A 14,863-nucleotide genomic window follows, 5' to 3' on the forward strand; every position below is an offset into this window, starting at 1 on the left:
ACATATGGCTCGTATAAAAGCATTACGAACTATGGTTTGGCCGTAAATCAATAAACTAATTCTCCGTCTTTCCCGGGAACTTTTCAAACAACGCTTTTAGCTTAGTAGCTTTCTCCGGGAATTCAGTTAATACATCGGTTCGTTCTCCCGGGTCATAAGAAAGATTAAACAACTCCTCCTTAGCTTTTCTTGCTTTACCGGAAATACCATTGGCCGGTGCGGCTTCTATCCGCCGGTATTTCCATCCGTCTTTGCGCACTGCTTCACATACCCCATTATTTACATAATAAATTTCCTTATGACCGGGGTGAGGTCCTGCTTTTCCCAGCAATACATCAGATACCGACTGTCCATCAAGTGTTCTTCCTTCCGGAAGCGGGGCATGTGCCCATGCGGCAATGGTTGGCAATACATCTAAGTTGCTTATCATATCTGTAATTGTGCTTCCCGGTTTCGTGTGGCCTTTCCAGTATACAATAAAAGGTTCACGCACTCCGCCCTCATACGATTCCCCTTTTTTTCCGCGAAAAACACCCGCAGTACCTGCATGCCAGGGCTTGGTGGCATTGTCGTCTGCCATCCGGTTAGGGAAATCTATCCACGGTACGTTATCACTGGAAAAAAAGAAAATGGTATTATCTGCTAATCCTTGTTTTTTTACAGCATCCCATACCAGCGCAAGACTGGCATCGAGCTCTTCAATTACGTCTCCAAGCGGTCCTGCTTCAGATCTTCCTTTATTATTTTTGGATGAGGCAAAAGCTACCGGCAAATGCGGCATGTTATGAGAAAGATATAGAAAGAACGGCTTTTCTTTTTTTTGCTGCCGTATATACCGGATGGCTTCTTTGGTATAAAGACTGGTAAGAGAAGAGTCCGCAGGCTTCATTACTTCAGGAGTACGGTTGCGGAAGATTTTTAAAGTGGTATCTGTTTTTACATACGGATACCTGTAATCATGACTATACAACAATCCATAGTACGAATCAAAACCCTGTGCTGTGGGGTGATGGTAGGGTGCATGATCACCGAGGTGCCATTTGCCAATCATAGCCGTATTATATCCAATGTTTTTCAACAGTTCCGCAATCGTTATTTCCTGGTCGGGCAAACCTAATGTAGAACCCGGGCCTATCGGGTAGGGCAGATTCATGCGGGAGGCATAGCGGCCGGTTAGTAACGAAGCTCTTGAAGGTGTACACGATGGACTGGATACGACATAATTGGTAGCCCGTATGCCGTCCCTGCTCATTTTATCAAGAAAAGGGGTGTTGACTACAGGATTGCCATAACAGGAGAGGTCGGCATAGCCCATATCATCTGCCAGCACAAAAATGATATTGGGCTTATTTTGCCCAGGTAATATATCGCTGAAAAAAACAAGCATGGCCAGTAAAACGGAGGCAGATTTCAGTCGCATTTGTTCACTGTGTTATTCAGTATATAAAGTTTTAAAGATACTATAATCAGGTATTGCTTCACTCCAAAACCACTGCTCCTTGTTTTCAAATGTTCACAATATTTTTATTATTGCAGGCAGTATCTTTACCGTCATGAAAAAACTTACCCTTTTACTGGTATACAGCCTCTTTGCCGTAATTGTTTTTGCACAGCAAAATGCCGATACCCTGCAGCAAACGGGCCGCGATTATATGCGTAAAGGAGATTGGGGAAACGCCATCATGGTATTTAACCGCGCCCTGCAGCAAAAACCCAACGATATCAGCCTGCTCAACGATATTGCCTATACTTACTTTTTACAAAGAGATTTTGCCAAAGCGCTGGAAACCGTAAAACCTGTGGTAGAAAGTGATGGGGCGGATGTACAAAGTTTCCAGATCGCAGGCACGGTATACCGCGCTATTGAAGCGCTAAAAGAAGGCAGTAAAATATATACTAAGGGACTGAAAAAATTCCCTAACAGTGGTGTATTATACAGTGAATACGGCGAACTGCTCTGGCAGAAGAAAGATTATGCCGCCATCACCCAGTGGGAAAAAGGCATCGCAACTGATCCCAATTATCCCGGCAACTACTATAACGCCACGCGCTATTATTATTTTACTACCGATAAAGTATGGAGCCTGATTTACGGAGAGATATTCATTAACCTCGAAAGCTATACCATCAGAACAGCGGAAATAAAAAATATCCTGTATGATGGGTATAAAAAATTATTCGCCGACCCCAATCTTTTAAAAAACTATGACAGTAAAAGGAAAAATGAATTTGAGAAAGCCTTTCTTACTTCAATGAATAGTCAGTCGCGGTTAGCCGCAGCCGGTATTGATCCTGCCGGGCTCATTGCTATAAGAACTGGTTTTATTAAAAACTGGCTTGAAACCCATGCCGCCAAATTCCCTTTCCGTTTATTCAGTTATCATAAGCAACTGCTGGAAGCCAATATGTATGAAGCGTACAACCAGTGGATATTTGGCTCGGCCGTTAATGCGGAGCAGTATCAAACATGGATAAATAACAATCCCGAAGCGTATAATACCTTTAACCATTTTCAGCGTGGAAGAGTTTTTAAATTACCAAAGGGTGAATATTATCAAAATAAATAAGCTTTCTTTTTTCTTTATTATTTTTTGCCTAATTTGAACCAAAGCACAAACAACGATTGTTATGATTCAACCCCTGCGACTCTTTGATTGTTTAGATTACCAGTTGGAAAGATTTCCCAAGCAGGATATGCTTGCGGCAAAGGAAAACGGGCAATGGCGACCTTACAGCACTGCGGAAGTAAAACAAACTTCGTTGAAATTAGCAGCCGGACTGCTGACCCTGGGCGTTTCCGGTAACGATATGACCACCGAAAGCCGGGATAAGATTGCGATCATTTCAAACAACCGCCCCGAATGGCTGATCACTGATATGGCTGTACAGCAATGCGGCGCTATACTGGTTCCTGTTTATCCAACCACCAATCCCCTCGAAATTGAATTCATCTTTAACGATGCCGCTGTAAAATATGTATTTGTAAGCAGTGAAGAACTGCTGCAAAAACTACAGGGCATTCGCGCTAAAATACCTACGGTAAAAGAAATTTTCACCTTCAACCCTATTGACGGCGCCAAACACTGGTCGGAAGTATTGAACAAGTCAACCGATGCCGGGCTAGCCGAAATAGAAACCATTAAAAGCAAAATTCAGAAAGACGACCTGGCTACCATTATTTATACCTCCGGCACAACCGGCACACCAAAAGGGGTAATGCTGAGCCATAATAATATTGTTCAAAACGTATTTCTATCCAAAGTATGTTTTCCTTTCGATGACCAGCCGCAATACAAGGCGCTGAGCTTTTTGCCCCTGAATCATATTTTTGAAAAAATGGTAAGCTATATCTACCTGTTCAGCGGCATAGGCATTTATTACGCCGAAAGTCTTGAAACCATTGGCGCCAATTTGCAGGAAGTTAAGCCCGATGTATTTACCACTGTTCCCCGCCTTCTCGAAAAAGTATATGAACGCATTATGGGTAAAGGAGCAGAGTTAAAAGGTATTAAACGGCAGCTTTTTTTCTGGGCCGTGGAAATTGGGAAAAAATATGATAACCTTATTGATGGCGGCTTTTTATATAACCTCAAATTATCCATTGCCAATAAATTAATTTTCAGCAAATGGCGCGAAGCGCTGGGTGGAAATATTAAATACATTATTACCGGTGGCGCGGCCTGCCAGGAGCGGCTGATCCGCATATTTAACGCGGCTCAAATACCTTTGTATGAAGGCTATGGGCCCACCGAAAACTCACCTGTTATTTCTGTTAACCGGCGTGAGCCGGGAGGAATGAAGTTTGGTACTGTTGGTCCACCTATAAAAGGAGTGGAAGTAAAGCTGATGGATGACGGTGAAATTTGTGTAAAAGGGCCGTCCATGATGGCGGGCTATTATAAACGCCCCGATCTTACCGCGGAAACTATTATTGATGGCTGGCTGCATACCGGCGATATTGGCGTGTTTGAGGATGATAAGTTTTTACGCATCACCGACCGCAAAAAAGAATTGTTCAAAACCAGCGGTGGTAAATACGTAGCGCCTTCCGCTATTGAAAACAAGTTGAAAGAATCACGGTTTATTGAACAGGTAATTGTAGTGGGCGCCGGGCAAAAATTTGTAGGTGCGCTCATCGTTCCTTCCTTTGCCAGTTTAAAAGACTGGTGTACAAAAAACAATATTCCTTTCAAATCGAATGAGAACGTCATTAAGGACCCGGTAGTAATAGCGCATTACACAGACATTGTGGAAGGGTTAAATCAGCATTTCAACCACGTGGAGCAGGTAAAACGGTTTGAGTTGCTGCCGCGCGAATGGAGTGTGGAATCGGGAGAAGTTACGCCCAAGCTCAGCCTGAAACGTAAAGTAATCATGGAAAAATATAAAGATGCTATAGAAAGGATATACGATAATGGAACGGTAATATAAGCTACAGTTTGCTCCCGGAAATCTTTCTGCAGCATAATTTGAAATAAAAGTGATGAATAATTCAAATGATAAAACTGCTGTTGCAGTAGTAGAAGCAATAATGAACAGGGACAGCTTCAGCAGGTGGCTGGGCATAAAAGTGCTTGAAGTAAGAGAGGGGTATAGCAAAATACAAATGGAAATACGCGATGAAATGCTGAATGGACTGGGAATAGTGCACGGCGGCATTCCTTTTTCGTTGGCCGACAGCGCCTTCGCGTTTGCATGCAACAGCCGTAACAATCTTTCTGTAGCATGGGATACTTCGATCACCTTTACCAAATCTTCCAAATTGTGGGATGTATTAACCGCAGAAGCCAAAGAGTTACACAACGGCAAAAGCACCGGGCTATACCTTGTTACCATCACCAACCAGCGCAATGAGCAGGTAGCCCTGTTTAAAGGCACCTGCTTCAGAACGGCCAAGCCATTGATCTGATCAAAGCGTTACTGCAAAGGCATCGCACTGTCTTCCCGCCGTATGTTTTCCAGTTCATGCATAAAAGCCTTTCCCCAGTTATCAATATCGTAATGGGTTACCTGTTCAAACAAACGTTCCATCCGTAGCTTCCTTTCGTTTTGATCCAGTGTCAGCGCCTGTTCCAGCCCCTGTACCAGGTCTTTAATATCATAAGGATTGGTACGGATGGCATAAGACAATTCAACAGAAGCGCCTGCAAATTCAGATATCACCAAAACCCCATCGGCGCAAGGCTTAAGCCCCTGCACCCCAATATATTCTTTGGCTACCAGGTTCAATCCATCCCGCAACGGCGTTATCCATGCCACATCGGCAATGGCATAATAAGTAACCACCTCTTCAAAAGGAACCGATCTGAAAAAGAAATGGATAGGCACCCAGTCTAACTGCGCGTACTTACCATTGATCTTACCAATAGCCTGCTCCAGTTCGGCTAATATTTTATCATACACTTTCATACCCGAAGCGGGCGGTGTACAAATATTGATCAGTTCTACTTTGCCGTGAAGGTGCGGATTTCGTTCCAGGAAAGTTTGAAAGGCGTTTATTTTTTCGAGCGGACCTTTTACATAATCGAGCCGTTCTACCGATAAAATAATTTGTTTGCCCTCCCTTTGTTTTTGCATTTCCTCTATTTTTTCCTGCGTGGCCGGCTGTTCAAAAATGTGACGGATATTTTTCATATTAATACCAACAGGATGTGCGCCCAATCGTATTATTCTGCCACCGGCATCTATCTCTCTTGTCATTTTATCTACACCCAATGCGCAACTGTAGGTCAAAAACCTGTCGGCACAGGATTGTTCAGAACGCACTGTAACGGGGATATGGCTCTTTACTACGTCTACGAAATTTTCAACATACCGGGGAATATGAAACCCTATATAATCACATTGCAGCATACTGCCAATAATTTCTCTCCGCCATGGAATAATATTAAAAATATCGGCCGGCGGAAACGCCGTATGATGGAAAAAACCAATTTTCACATCCGGCCGTAATTGCCGTAGTATCCCCGGAACCATCCACAGGTTGTATTCATGTATCCATACGGTAGCATTTTTATCGGCTTCCGCGGCTGCCCTTTCAGCAAATAAACGGTTTACATTTACATACTGCTCCCATTGCTCATGATTGAACCTCACTTTATCGGCGAATGAAAATATTACGGGCCAAAATGCTTCTTTGGAAAATAATTTATAAAAAACTTCAATTTCTTTTTTGGTAAGCGGAATACTGGAAGCAATAAGATTAGGATATTTATTTTCATCAATATACCTGTCGGCACGCGTCATATTTTTGTTCCGCACTTCTTCCCATGCAATCCAGGCGCCCGCCCGCCCATTGCTGAAGAAGCCCAGCAACGATGGGATAATTCCATTAGGACTTTTGGGCGACACTTTCTTTTCTGTTCCGTTTACTTCTTTCATTTCGTAAGGAAGCCGGTGATACATTACCAGCAATTGTGTATCGCCCTGCGCATCTTCGGGAATATTGTTTGTCTTGTTATTTACATAGCCGCTGAATTCGGGAAAATGCTTCATGGATTCCAGTATGCCGCCTGCTCCCTGCGATTTTGCCTGCAACACATTCGGCATCCCATTGGTATAATCCATTAATGCCTGCTCTGCCGCACCCACAACCACGCCTTTATACTGTGTATCATACAAGGAGCGGTCATTAAGCGTATCACCTGCTACTAATATATCTTTCGAAGAAAAATCCATGAGCTTAACCAGCCGTTTCAGCGTGGATCCTTTATTGATGTTTTTTGGAAGAATATCAAGAAATTTCCCGGCAGACAGCAATACATCCAGTCCCATTTCATCAGCAATTTTTTTTACGGTATCAATGTCTGTACGGTCATCATAAAAAAATGAGCAGCGACGTTGTTGCGATACCGGTTGTAAGCGAAGTCCTTTTACTTTTCGCATGCTTCTTTGTATAACCAATGTACCCGGCCACTGGCTTTCAATTTCTGATTGTATAGGTTGAACAGGTTCCAGGGTTTGCCCGTTTAAAATAGTGGCACCAACATCACAAATAATATAGTCCGGATCGGGAATAACAGGGTTATCCAGTAAAGGCATCACACTTTCGATACCACGCCCTGTAACGAACATTAATCGTATATTTTCCTGTTCCCGTATTAAACGGTATAACTTTAAACGGTCTGCCTGCCGGCCACCCAGAAATGTTCCGTCAAGATCAGTTGCTAATACCATAAAATGAATTTATTGTTCTTCATACTGCGGAAGAACGGTTAAAAAGGATGTAAAGAACAACCACCTGCTTTTTTACAGCAAGTGAAATGATGCGTTTACAATTGTTTCTAATTATTTCCGCCTGAATAGAAGACGAAGACTAAATTTAATTTCCAAAACGCCAACACGCTGAAGTGTGGTACTTTAAATATGGTTTGGAACAGATTTGCAACGCGAAGGTAAAAAATTATCCCGGCAATCATGGATAAACCTGCTTTTTTGCAATGCGCAAGCACATATGTTATATTAACAAATATTCAATGCTGATTATCAGCAACCGCTTACGGTTTGTAACTATAATGAAACCCGGAGGCCCGGTGCGTTGATATCTCCCCGGCGCTTTACGCCGGATCCTGCCACAAATCATAAACTTCCAAACTGAAAAGGGCTATCCTCCCTTATTTTTCGTACATTTTGCTAAAATTAGCACCATGAACTTTATTATCCGGCTATTAGTAACCGCGGCGGTAGCCTATGGGCTGGCCTACCTGCTGAAAGGTATTCACATTGACTCTTACTGGACGGCATTGGTTTTTGCGCTGGCACTGGCCATTGTTAACCTTATTATCCGGCCGCTGCTTGTTATTCTTACTATTCCACTAACCATAATAACACTGGGACTTTTTTTATTCGTTATCAATGCCCTTATGGTACTTCTCGCGGCCAAAGTAGTGGATGGCATTACGATTGACGGGTTCTGGTGGGCATTACTGTTTGGCCTGCTGCTTTCTGTTGTTTCTTCATTGCTGCTCAGCAGTAAAAATGAGTAAAACAATAAATTACATACGCCGGTAATATCATAATGCTTATGCAAATTACGTTTATCCTTAAACGTAAAGCCATTAAAAAGCAGAAACAACATTTTGATAAACCGGCATATTTCAAAAAACCAATAGGTTTATATATGCGTTTTGCTCAAAATAACTTTACGGCAACCCGGTTAGAACAGTTCTACAGGTCATTATTGCTTCCCCGCATGATAGAGGAAAAAATGCTGTTGCTATTACGACAGGGTAAAATCAGCAAGTGGTTTAGCGGTATAGGCCAGGAAGCCATTGCCGTGGGCGCTACGCTGGCAATGGAAAATGATGAATGGATCATGCCTTTGCATCGCAACCTGGGTGTATTTACTACCCGCAATATGCCGCTGAGCAAACTTATTATGCAGTGGCAGGGTGCAAAAAACGGCTACAGCAAAGGCAGGGAAAGGAGTTTTCATTTTGGGAGCAGGGAACATCATATCTGCGGAATGATCTCCCATCTTGGTCCGCAGATGGCTGTGGCAGATGGTGTGGCGCTGGCATATCAATTAAGAAAAGAAAAGAAAGCAGTACTTGCCTTTTGTGGCGAAGGCGCCACCAGCGAAGGCGATTTTCATGAAGCATTGAACATTGCAGCCGTATGGGACCTCCCTCTTATTTTTTTAGTGGAAAACAATGGATACGCACTAAGCACACCGGTGCAGGAACAGTTCAGGTGCGAAAGCATTGTTGATAAAGCGAAAGGCTATGGCATGGAGGGGGTTCAGATTGACGGTAACAATATCCTTACCGTGTACGATACAATAAAAGGGGTAAGAGAATATTGCATTGAACGGCAGAAACCCTACTTAGTAGAATGCATGACCTTTCGTATGCGTGGTCATGAAGAAGCAAGCGGTACGAAGTATATACCGGAAGCATTATTTGCGGCATGGGAACCTAAAGACCCTGTACACAATTTTGAACAATGGTTGCTGCAGGAAGATATTTTAACTACTGCTGTTATTGAAAGCATCAAAACGGAATTCAAAACGTACATTGATACAGAAGCCGAAAAAGGATTTGCCCATACGGCTATCGTTCCGTCAACACAGGAAGAAGTGAATGATGTGTATGCAGAACGAATAGCATTCGGGGGTTTTACCACAGCTATTATAGATAACGATGCAGCGCTTACAAATGCCCGCTTTAACGTACGGGAAAAGCGGTTCGTAGATGCCATTTCCGAGGGCATATATCAAAGTATGATCACCCATGATAACCTGGTACTGATGGGGCAGGACATTGCGGAATACGGAGGCGCTTTTAAAGTAACAGAAGGCTTACTGAATAAATTTGGTAAAAACAGGGTGCGTAACACGCCATTATGTGAAAGCGCAGTTATCGGCGCCGCATTAGGATTGAGCATTGAAGGATATAAAAGCATAGTAGAAATGCAGTTCGCCGATTTTGTAACGGCGGGGTTTAACCAGATCGTAAATAATCTTGCCAAGATACATTACCGCTGGGGGCAAAATGCCGATGTAGTAATTCGCATGCCCACAGGCGCGGGTGTAGGCGCGGGGCCCTTTCATTCGCAAAGCAATGAAGCCTGGTTTGTGCATACACCGGGTTTAAAAGTAGTGTATCCTTCCAGCGCTATGGATGCTAAAGGACTATTGATAGCGGCTGTGAATGACCTTAACCCCGTGATGTTTTTTGAACATAAAGCGCTATACCGCAGCATCACCGGGCCTGTACCGGAAGAAAATTATGAAATACCAATAGGTAAAGCGCGGTGGGTTGAAGAAGGCGGTGATATTTCCATCATAACTTACGGGGCAGGGGTACACTGGGCACTGGAATATGCCGCCCGGCATACAAACACATCATTCGATATTCTTGATCTGCGCACCCTGCTGCCTTTGGATTACGATGCTATCCGCGATTCCGTTTCACGCACCGGCAGGATACTTATCTTACATGAAGATACGTTAATGGGTGGCATAGGGGCAGAGATCAGCGCCTGGATACAGGAAAATTGCTTTTCCATGCTGGATGCCCCTGTTATGCGTTGCGCTTCTTTAGATACACCCATACCTTTTAATGCTGAACTTGAAAAAAACTTTCTTGCCAAATCCCGCCTGCACCATACTGTTCAGCAACTGATGAATTATTAAGTCTGAAAAATTGGTCACCCTCTTTGGCAATAGTTTTGCACTTTGCACTGTATTCTTTTGCCTGCCCGCCGGTTTAGTTTTTAACCGCAGAACACAAAGTTTTAAGAGAAGGTTACTTATACACCGGATTTACCGAAAACCCCTGCTCAGTTAATAATTGCAATAATCCCTGCCCGCCCGGAAGGTGCCCGGCGCCTACGGCTATAAAAGCACTCCTTTCCCGTATTAATTCCGGAATCATCTCCGCCCATCTTTGATTCCTCCGGATTACCAGAATATTGTATGCACCCGCACTCATAAATCGTTTGTGTGTTATTAAGGCAGCCAGTTCCTTGAGATTTTCCTGGTGGTAAGCATTAACCATTTTTTCAAAAAGATCGTTATCGTTTTCTGACAATTGCAGTTGCAAAAGTATTTCCCTCCCATTGAATACCTGTTTTGCAATTTCCAGTTGCTCAAGAGCTGTTTCAAGTCCTGCTGATCGTAATCCTTTTTCCATCGCTATTTTCAGCAATTCCAATTCGGCAATTTTAATATCATCACAACTTACTGCCTTAGCTGCCATCTGATTAATCAACTCCACGGCTGGCAAATGCTGTGCATCTTCTAATGTGAGGTCAAGCTGCTTAATCAGCAGATTGTTCAGGATGATTTTTTCACCGGGTGAGAGTCCGGCTGCAATATCCTGCGCAGCTAATTCCTGTTGCTGCATCATATTTACTTCATCTGCACTACCCAGATCTACTTCCATATAGAAAGTATTGCATTTACTGAGCGTCCGCCGTACCTTGTCTGGTATTTCAAAATCTCTGGCACATATCATGTGCATCGTTCCAAACAAATAAGAAGGTTTGCGTAAACCATCTTCTGAAATCTTATAGAGCAGGGAGTTTTTATACCGCGTTTCTTTCATAACACATGCCAAAGGTAAACTAAACGCAATTCCTTTAATGCGCTTCCAGCCAATTCTCTCCTTCTCCTATTTCCGCTACAACAGGCACATCGTTGGGCAAGATCATAGCGGTTTGCATACAGTTAATGATCATGGTTTTTAATTCACCGGCTTCTTCCTTCAGCGCGTCAAAAATCAATTCATCATGCACCTGCAGGATCATCCGGCTCCGCATTTTTTCTTTTTTGATTGCGGCATACACTTTTTGCATAGCAAGTTTAATCATATCCGCCGCACTTCCCTGTATAGGTGAATTAATGGCGTTTCGTTCGGCAAAGCCCCGCACCGTAAAGTTAGCCGAATTAATATCGCGCAGCCAGCGTTTACGCCCCATCAGCGTTTGCACGTAACCGTGCTCGCGTGCAAAATTGATGGTATCGTCCATGTACCTGGTGATGCCCGCAAATTCCCTTTTGTAATTGTCAATGATCTCCTTTGCTTCTGTACGGCTGATACCCAGGTTATCGGCCAGTCCAAATGCGCCCTGCCCGTAAATGATCCCGAAGTTTACACTCTTGGCTTTATAGCGTTGCTCTTTGGTTACCGCTGATTCTTCAACACTGTATACTTTTGCCGCTGTAGCTGCATGAATATCTTTACCATGACGGAACGCATCGCACATGGCAGGGTCGCCGCTAATGGCAGCCACAATGCGCAGTTCAATCTGTGAGTAATCGGCCGAAAGTAATATATGCTGTTCATCCCGCGGTATAAAGGCCTTGCGGATTTCCCTGCCCCTTGCCGTTCTTACGGGTATATTCTGCAAATTGGGATTATTGCTTGCCAGCCTGCCGGTAACGGCTACTGCCTGCGCATAAGTGGTATGCACCCTGCCCGTTTTGCGGTTTACTAATTGCGGTAAAGCATCTACGTAGGTAGATTTCAGCTTGGTCAGCTCGCGGTAAGCCAAAATATCTTCTACAATCTTACTGCTTTGCGACAGTTTCAGCAGCACATCTTCACCCGTAGCGTATTGTCCTGTTTTTGTTTTTTTGGCTTTAGGATCTAACTCCAGCTTTTCAAAAAGCACTTCGCCCAATTGTTTGGGAGAAGCCAGGTTAAACCGTACGCCGGCCTGCCGGTATACATTTTCTTCCGCCTGCTTTGCTTCTTTTTCCAGTTCGGCAGCATATTGATTTAAAAAACCCGTATCAATCCTCACGCCTTCAAACTCCATAGCGGCAAGCACTTTTACCAACGGGTTTTCTACTTCATAAAAAACTTTCTCCACCGCTTTCACTTTCAATTCAGGCTCCAGTACCCGTTTCAACTGCAGGGTAATATCCGCGTCTTCAGCGGCATATTCTGTTATCTTTTCCAGTTCTACATCCCGCATATTGCCCTGCTGCTTACCTTTTTTACCAATCAGCTCTTCAATAGGCACTGGTTCATAACCCAGGTACTGGGCGCTCAGCAAATCCATGCTCCGCTTTCCATCGGGCTCAATTACATAATGCGCCAGCATGGTATCAAACAGCTCACCCTCTATTTCTATCCCATACCATTTTAAAACCAGCATATCAAACTTAATGTTCTGTCCTACCCAGGTAATATCCTTTTTGGAAAACAAAGGCCGCAAATGGTTAAGCACTGCCAGTGTTTTTTCCCTTTCAGGCGAACACGGAATATACCAGGCTTCACCGGGTATCCACGAAAAGCTTAACCCCACCAGCTCCGTATCATTTGCATCTAACCCCGTTGTTTCCGTATCAAAACATATTTCCTGCTGCAATAACAATTTTTGTACAAAGGCTTTCAGTTCCTGTTCCTGTGTAATGGCTGCATAAGTGTGCGGTGTGTTATGAATAGTTTTCCCCTGGGGCAAAACAACCGCCGGTGGCGTTTCCTGATCTGTTTGGCTTTTTTCAGGAACTGAGTTTACTGCTACTTTTTGCACAGGTGTATCTCCGAATAAATCGGTTTGTACAACCCCGGCAGTAGCTTTTTCTGCGCCGTTCCTCACGGCAACAGGCAATGTTTCTCCCAGTATTCTTTGCGCTATGCTGCGAAACTCAAGGCCGGTAAACACTTCCATTAGCAGTTCCCGGTTCCAGTCTTTTAGTTTAAAGTCGGCTTCATGAAAAATAACCGGCACATCCGTTATAATGGTAGCTAATTTTTTACTCAGAATAGCCGCCTCTTTCCCGTTCCTTACCTTTTCCCCCAGCGCCCCTTTTATGTTAGCGGCATTTTCAAGAATATTTTCCAGGGTCTCATATTCAGCCAATAATTTAGCCGCTGTTTTTTCACCCACACCCGCAATACCGGGAATGTTATCTACCGCATCGCCCATTAACCCTAATACATCTATTACCTGGTCAACCGTTTTTATATTCCATTTTGCACATACTTCTTCCGGTCCCATTATTTCCACATCACCTCCCTGGTAGCCGGGCTTATAAATTTTTATTTTATCGCTAACCAACTGCCCGTAATCTTTATCGGGCGTTACCATAAATACTTCGTATCCCGCATTGGCCGCCTGTATGCTTAATGTGCCTATAATATCATCCGCTTCATACCCGTCAAGTTCAATTACAGGGATATTGAACCCCTGTATAATGCGTTTAATGTCGGGCAAAGCGCTTAACAGATCTTCCGGTGCTTCCTGGCGGTTGGCCTTATAATCTGCAAAATCCGCGTGCCGTTCCGTAGGAGCATGCGTATCAAAGCACACGGCCATGTGAGATGGTTTTTGATTATTGATGAGCTCCACCAGCGTATTGGTAAACCCGAACTGGGCATTGGTATTACGCCCTTTTGACGTAATACGCGGATTACGGATCAATGCATAATAAGCGCGGAAAACCAGCGCCATGGCATCTAAGAGAAATAATTTTTTGCTCATGCCGCTAAGGTAATTGTTTTGGATTTGAGATTTGAGATTTATGCAGGTTACATGTTTCAGGTTGCAGGAATATCCGTTTTAATGTGAGCTTATCGTTTGCGGCTGTTAGCGATCAGCGATCAATCAGCTATAAGCAGTGCAAAGCAGGAGGATTCAGCTTATCGTTAGTACCCTGCATCTGATAGCTGAAAGCTCATAGCTAAAACCTTGTTCCCAAAAAATGAGGCAGCATCCTGCGCCAGGTGGGCCAGTCGTGCGTAATATCTTCGCCCCATATATCCAGTTCATGCGGTATGCCCTTATCGTGCAGCACACCCGAAAACCGCCGGTTGGCCTGCGGGTCTTCATAGGCGCCGCTGCCCGTAGCTATAATAATTTTACCTTCCCTTATGCGGCTGAGATACCAGTCGTCTGTAAGATTGGGTATATAATGTATAGGGGAATTATAATATACCTGTTCGTCATAATACCCGTTGGTATATTCCGTCAAATCATACACGCCGCTCATGGCGATGGTTCCGTTAATAAGATCAGGACGCTTCAAAAAAAGGTTCATGGAATGCAGGGCGCCGAATGATGCGCCGCTTATTACTACCGGCGTTTCCCATGAAGTGTGGTTCTTGATAAACGGAATGACTTCGTTAAAAACATACTCGTTAAACTGGTTGTGCCGTATTCCTTTATGCGCTCCTTTCATATACCTGTTCAGCCAGCTCTCATTATTGATACTGTTAATGGAAAATACTTTTATTTTCCCTTCATTTATAAAAGGGGCGATAGCATCAATCAACTGAAAACGCTCATATTCCAAGTAATCGGCTGCCGCAGTGGGAACCAGCAATAAAGCAAATCCATAATGACCGTATGTAACAACAGGCATTTCTTTTCCAAGCGCGTGGCTGTACCATGAAGTGCGTTCTCTCTTCAT

At 43.8% G+C, this 14,863-nt stretch carries 10 protein-coding genes; 5 read left to right on the forward strand and 5 right to left on the reverse strand.

The features are described from left to right. Positions 1 to 55 precede the first annotated feature (55 nt). On the reverse strand, positions 56 to 1,420 hold the full coding sequence (locus VL121_RS02690; protein WP_325401885.1) for a sulfatase family protein: 1,365 nt from the start codon (positions 1,418 to 1,420) through the stop codon (positions 56 to 58). 133 nt (positions 1,421 to 1,553) lie between these two features. On the opposite strand from VL121_RS02690, the gene VL121_RS02695 reads away from it, so the two are divergent. The 3 genes from VL121_RS02695 to paaI all read left to right on the forward strand — a co-directional run bounded on the left by VL121_RS02695 (position 1,554) and on the right by paaI (position 4,909). Beyond that, on the forward strand, positions 1,554 to 2,567 hold the full coding sequence (locus VL121_RS02695) for a tetratricopeptide repeat protein (RefSeq protein ID WP_325401887.1): 1,014 nt from the start codon (positions 1,554 to 1,556) through the stop codon (positions 2,565 to 2,567). 61 nt (positions 2,568 to 2,628) lie between these two features. Continuing rightward, a complete protein-coding gene (locus tag VL121_RS02700; protein ID WP_325401890.1) occupies positions 2,629 to 4,431 on the forward strand; it encodes an AMP-dependent synthetase/ligase in 1,803 nt (600 codons plus the stop codon). 52 nt (positions 4,432 to 4,483) lie between these two features. Continuing rightward, positions 4,484 to 4,909 (forward strand): hydroxyphenylacetyl-CoA thioesterase PaaI, encoded by a 426-nt coding sequence (gene paaI / locus VL121_RS02705; protein WP_325401892.1) that lies wholly within the window; start codon positions 4,484 to 4,486, stop codon positions 4,907 to 4,909. Positions 4,910 to 4,917: 8 nt separating this feature from the next. Here paaI and ggpS read toward each other — a convergent pair whose 3' ends face one another. Next, on the reverse strand, positions 4,918 to 7,176 hold the full coding sequence (ggpS, locus tag VL121_RS02710) for a glucosylglycerol-phosphate synthase (RefSeq protein WP_325401894.1): 2,259 nt from the start codon (positions 7,174 to 7,176) through the stop codon (positions 4,918 to 4,920). A gap of 470 nt (positions 7,177 to 7,646) precedes the next feature. On the opposite strand from ggpS, the gene VL121_RS02715 reads away from it, so the two are divergent. After that, positions 7,647 to 7,985 carry a phage holin family protein gene (locus VL121_RS02715; protein WP_325401896.1) on the forward strand — a complete coding sequence of 113 codons (339 nt, stop codon included), beginning with the start codon at positions 7,647 to 7,649 and terminating at the stop codon, positions 7,983 to 7,985. A 134-nt stretch (positions 7,986 to 8,119) separates the two neighbouring features. Beyond that, positions 8,120 to 10,135: an alpha-ketoacid dehydrogenase subunit alpha/beta gene (locus tag VL121_RS02720; RefSeq protein ID WP_414635397.1), complete on the forward strand. Its 2,016-nt coding sequence runs from the start codon at positions 8,120 to 8,122 to the stop codon at positions 10,133 to 10,135. A gap of 112 nt (positions 10,136 to 10,247) precedes the next feature. Here the strand turns inward: VL121_RS02720 and VL121_RS02725 are convergent, their stop codons facing one another. From VL121_RS02725 to VL121_RS02735, 3 genes are all read right to left on the reverse strand, one after another. After that, positions 10,248 to 11,048 (reverse strand): TraB/GumN family protein, encoded by an 801-nt coding sequence (locus VL121_RS02725; protein WP_325401900.1) that lies wholly within the window; start codon positions 11,046 to 11,048, stop codon positions 10,248 to 10,250. 34 nt (positions 11,049 to 11,082) lie between these two features. Continuing rightward, entirely contained in the window at positions 11,083 to 13,935 is a 2,853-nt protein-coding gene (gene polA / locus VL121_RS02730) for a DNA polymerase I (RefSeq protein WP_325401902.1), read from the reverse strand. 199 nt (positions 13,936 to 14,134) lie between these two features. Continuing rightward, positions 14,135 to 14,863 carry an esterase family protein gene (locus VL121_RS02735; RefSeq protein ID WP_325401904.1) on the reverse strand — a complete coding sequence of 243 codons (729 nt, stop codon included), beginning with the start codon at positions 14,861 to 14,863 and terminating at the stop codon, positions 14,135 to 14,137.

This window comes from Agriterribacter sp. (genome assembly GCF_035497235.1).
In the GTDB taxonomy this organism is placed as follows: Bacteria; Bacteroidota; Bacteroidia; order Chitinophagales; family Chitinophagaceae; genus Agriterribacter.

Excerpts from the sequence above, each read along its gene's own strand:
- VL121_RS02690 (WP_325401885.1), bottom strand. The coding sequence starts at position 1,420 with ATGCGACTGAAATCTGCCTCCGTTTTACTGGCCATGCTTGTTTTTTTC.
- VL121_RS02695 (WP_325401887.1), top strand. The coding sequence starts at position 1,554 with ATGAAAAAACTTACCCTTTTACTGGTATACAGCCTCTTTGCCGTAATT.
- VL121_RS02700 (WP_325401890.1), top strand. The coding sequence starts at position 2,629 with ATGATTCAACCCCTGCGACTCTTTGATTGTTTAGATTACCAGTTGGAA.
- paaI (WP_325401892.1), top strand. The coding sequence starts at position 4,484 with ATGAATAATTCAAATGATAAAACTGCTGTTGCAGTAGTAGAAGCAATA.
- ggpS (WP_325401894.1), bottom strand. The coding sequence starts at position 7,176 with ATGGTATTAGCAACTGATCTTGACGGAACATTTCTGGGTGGCCGGCAG.
- VL121_RS02715 (WP_325401896.1), top strand. The coding sequence starts at position 7,647 with ATGAACTTTATTATCCGGCTATTAGTAACCGCGGCGGTAGCCTATGGG.
- VL121_RS02720 (WP_414635397.1), top strand. The coding sequence starts at position 8,120 with ATGCGTTTTGCTCAAAATAACTTTACGGCAACCCGGTTAGAACAGTTC.
- VL121_RS02725 (WP_325401900.1), bottom strand. The coding sequence starts at position 11,048 with ATGAAAGAAACGCGGTATAAAAACTCCCTGCTCTATAAGATTTCAGAA.
- polA (WP_325401902.1), bottom strand. The coding sequence starts at position 13,935 with ATGAGCAAAAAATTATTTCTCTTAGATGCCATGGCGCTGGTTTTCCGC.
- VL121_RS02735 (WP_325401904.1), bottom strand. The coding sequence starts at position 14,863 with ATGAAGAGAGAACGCACTTCATGGTACAGCCACGCGCTTGGAAAAGAA.